The following is a 3,377-nucleotide window of genomic DNA, read 5'->3' as shown; positions in this document are numbered from 1 at the left end:
GCTCTAAGCAACCCGACCCTACCGGAAATCACCGATGGCTATGAAATCCAGCTACACCACTCCATGGGACACGATCGATGAAACCCAGAGAGTAAGCAAATGACCGCAACTGGCGCGAGGGAGACCATCGACTAACGCCGATGGTCAGAAGCCTACAGCTCAATCTGCTCCGCGATCCTCAGAGCGTCATCTACCTCAACGCCAAGGTAGCGAACCGTGCTTTCGAGCTTGGTGTGACCGAGCAGAATTTGGACGGCTCGCAGGTTACCCGTCTTCTTGTAAATCTGCGCTGCCTTGGTTCGCCTCATGGAGTGGGTGCCATAGGCACTGGTGTCTAGTCCGATGGACGCGACCCAGCGGTGGACAATGCGGGCGTACTGCCTCGTGGACAAATGATGCGACGTCTTCCGACGGCTTGGAAACAAATAGCTGCCGCCGTTCCTTCGAACGAAGGGAAGCCATGCCACCAGCGCAGTCTTCGTCTGCTCCGTCACCTCAAACTGCACGGGTCGCTTCGTCTTCTTCTGGATGATGGTGGCTCGATCCCGGATAAAACTACCCGACCATAGGTCCTCAACCCTCAGCTTAACCAAGTCGCAAGCGCGGAGCTTGCTGTCGATGGCGAGGTTGAACAGCGCCAGGTCTCTGATCGCCCCGCTCATTTCGAGCCTGACACGGATCGACCAGACGTTCTTCGGTTGCAGTGGGCGCTTCTGGCCTACTAAAATACCCTTGTTCCATGGATTTCGATTACGCAGTACGGCGGTGTCCATGCCAAAGCCTCCACCGCTCCTCCCACCGCGTCGCCACCATCGGGCAGACCAACGGTAGCACATCTCGTCTCTACTCGGCCCATTGCAGACGTCGTGCTTGCAACCTTCATATTTCGATGAAATTGCAATAGAGCAGTAATTCAACCTCCTGGAGTCTGTCGCATGCTTCGTAACATGATCCTGCTATCCGCAGCCATGGTCATAAACGGAGCAGGTGCTTTCGCCGAAGAGGATGCACCCGCCAAAATTTTTCTTTACGCCATCCTCATCGACGAACATGAGCCAGTTTACGGTGAGGTAAAGTGTTCTAAATATCCGTGTCGACTGGTTGACCACAAGGCTCCTGACATCGACCTCTCGCTTGGCCGCTACGACGACACCAGCGTCCGCCCGATTGTTTATTGCAGGACTGAGAACTGTTTCATTTCGTACCGATCTGGAAACATTGACTTGAGCCAGACCGGAAAGCTCTTGAGGTTCAATCTGGCCGAGGGCCAAGAGCCAGGGCATCACGCTGTCCTTCTTGAGAGCCGAAAGCTGGGCGAGATCATCATCGCGTTTTGATGTCCGCTGTTGGCACGAGGCGAGCCACGACCACATTCGGCCCAAACCGGTCATCAGGTATTGAGGAAGCCCCAACCATCAGCGTAACCTTGATGGAGTTCAGCAAGCGCACTCAGCCTAGCTTCAGATTCCGTGATCGCGTCTGCTGATGGGAGCATTACCTTCGAAGCCGTAACGTCCCAAGTACCTTCTGGTGAGTGGCTTGGATTGACTGCGATCTCAAAGCCCTTTGCCTCAGCCTCTGCGGCAAAGCGGTTTGCAGATACCAAGTCCGGGAAGAGATGTGAGAAATCAATAAGTCTAACGTAGCTGAGGTCTTTTCCCTCGGCCACAAACTTCATTAGAATTGCGGTGTTTTCGTCAACAAGCGACATTCAGAGGTTCCTCAAAGGAGGGCTGCTGACGTGCGAAAAGACCTGACTTCGGCCGATATTTCAATGGCTCCATTTGGCGCGATCCTGCCATGATGACTGCGGCCTACAGCACTCGGTTGCTTGACATGTTTTTTTGAACAAGCTGGCATGTTTGTAGCCATTATTGAGATTAAGATGCCGAACGATTGCTGGCTCAGGGCTCGGATTAGGAGGAAGGTTGTCGAAGATCGGCACGATCATTGTTGCCCTCGTCGGGATCGGGGCAGGCTTCACCGGGCTCGACTTGCTGAGCGATGGCCGAAGTGGGGCTTGGAGGCTGCTGATCTTAGCGACTGCGGTTGCCGTTTTCCTAACGTCAGGTTGGTTGCAGTACTCCAAACCTAGCCAGCTCTCAACCTCTGCGGTGCAAGGTTTCCCGCAGCCCATCGTCCTTGTCGCAGGCCGCAGCCGTTACATTGCACTGGGTCTGGCTAGCCTATGCATGTTCGCAGCGTTTACTGATGCCACACGATTTGGGAACGGCGAAATCGGATACATCATCCTTTTCATCCTGCTCTTCGGGCTTTTTGGGTTGCCAGGAATTCTGCTTATTGCAGCTTCCTTGAAACCAGACCGTCTAGTCCTTGGGCGGCAAAGCCTCGTGTCGAGGTCGCTGTTTGGTCCGAAAGAGTGGAGATGGGAGGATGTGGCTGACTTCCAAGCAACTACTACCATCCTCCGTGGGAAGCGAAAGGTTCACGTGAAAGGGTATATCCAGTTCCAAGACCGCTCCTCCGATGGAACGCGAAAGGGCGCTAGGCTGACCCGGTTAACTGGTTCAAATGCCAGCCTGAACAATCGATTTCGGATATCTGACGAAGAACTGGCGTCGCTTCTCAACCACTGGCGACAACGAGCTATAGCTTAGAAACGCTGTGGCGCTGACCGGTTGTGGCGCAAAGCCGAAGATCGCCGTCGGGCCTCTGAGATCATTGCACAGCACCACGAAAGATCGCGGAACTTGCTTCACCTTCCGTCAATCAACGCCAGATAGGGTGGTGATGGTCTAGGGGGAAGGCATGAGAGCTTGGCTTCAAAAATGGGCAGCCGTTCTGGGGATTTCCCTTGTCGGACCTGTTTTCCTAGTCTTCTTCGTTACTTGTCTCGTGCAAGGGGAACTGCCTAGCCGACGAGGAGCCGTTATCCGTGCGAGTGGTGAGCCCTTCCTGTTCTATCCGCTTGTGCTGTTCCTGATTTGCAGTTCAGCAGGTCTGACCTACCTGAGTTATGTTCGCCATCGGATATATTCGCGGACGATCCGGGCGATAGGTAACAATTCCGCTTGTGGCGCAGAGCGGCCGACAAAGCAATTCTTCGATGTCAGGGCGGTGGGGTGACGCAGCCCCATTTTCGCATCTTGCCCGTCGGCTGAGAGGACGTTAGTCCAACCAGCATTCCAACGCCGAATAATGAAATTCTGCGAGAGTTCTACAGTTTCACCAAGGCGCATTGCATGTCACTTTACAAGCGAGCGATGGTATACGGAACACTATCAACAGTCGGATTCCTGATCGTGGGTCCTGGCAGTTTCATGATCTACAACGCGTATGGATCGTGTCCCATGGAATGGTGTAGCTCGGTTGATCATCGAGCTTTCCGGCCAAGGCCGGGAATGGGTCAACTTGCG

General features: G+C 54.2%; 4 protein-coding genes. 2 read left to right on the top strand and 2 right to left on the bottom strand.

Annotation, left to right across the window (positions count from 1 at the left end; genetic code table 11):
- Positions 1-152: 152 nt before the first annotated feature.
- Positions 153-773 carry a tyrosine-type recombinase/integrase gene (locus tag JZX87_RS30840; RefSeq protein ID WP_206829631.1) on the bottom strand — a complete coding sequence of 207 codons (621 nt, stop codon included), beginning with the start codon at positions 771-773 and terminating at the stop codon, positions 153-155.
- Between the two features lie 162 nt (positions 774-935).
- Between JZX87_RS30840 and JZX87_RS30835 the strand changes: the two genes are divergently transcribed.
- On the top strand, positions 936-1,337 hold the full coding sequence (locus tag JZX87_RS30835; protein WP_206829630.1) for a hypothetical protein: 402 nt from the start codon (positions 936-938) through the stop codon (positions 1,335-1,337).
- A gap of 53 nt (positions 1,338-1,390) precedes the next feature.
- Here JZX87_RS30835 and JZX87_RS30830 read toward each other — a convergent pair whose 3' ends face one another.
- Positions 1,391-1,711 carry a ribonuclease E inhibitor RraB gene (locus JZX87_RS30830; RefSeq protein ID WP_206829629.1) on the bottom strand — a complete coding sequence of 107 codons (321 nt, stop codon included), beginning with the start codon at positions 1,709-1,711 and terminating at the stop codon, positions 1,391-1,393.
- Positions 1,712-1,928: 217 nt separating this feature from the next.
- Between JZX87_RS30830 and JZX87_RS30825 the strand changes: the two genes are divergently transcribed.
- Positions 1,929-2,618, top strand: a complete 690-nt coding sequence (locus JZX87_RS30825) for a hypothetical protein (protein WP_206829628.1) — start codon at positions 1,929-1,931, stop codon at positions 2,616-2,618.
- Positions 2,619-3,377 lie beyond the last annotated feature (759 nt).

It is taken from the genome of Agrobacterium sp. Ap1 (assembly GCF_017313375.1).
Classification (GTDB): domain Bacteria; phylum Pseudomonadota; class Alphaproteobacteria; order Rhizobiales; family Rhizobiaceae; genus Neorhizobium; species Neorhizobium cellulosilyticum.
This window is presented reverse-complemented; position numbering and strand designations above follow the sequence as displayed.

Excerpts from the sequence above, each read along its gene's own strand:
- JZX87_RS30835 (WP_206829630.1), top strand. The coding sequence starts at position 936 with ATGCTTCGTAACATGATCCTGCTATCCGCAGCCATGGTCATAAACGGA.
- JZX87_RS30840 (WP_206829631.1), bottom strand. The coding sequence starts at position 773 with ATGGACACCGCCGTACTGCGTAATCGAAATCCATGGAACAAGGGTATT.
- JZX87_RS30830 (WP_206829629.1), bottom strand. The coding sequence starts at position 1,711 with ATGTCGCTTGTTGACGAAAACACCGCAATTCTAATGAAGTTTGTGGCC.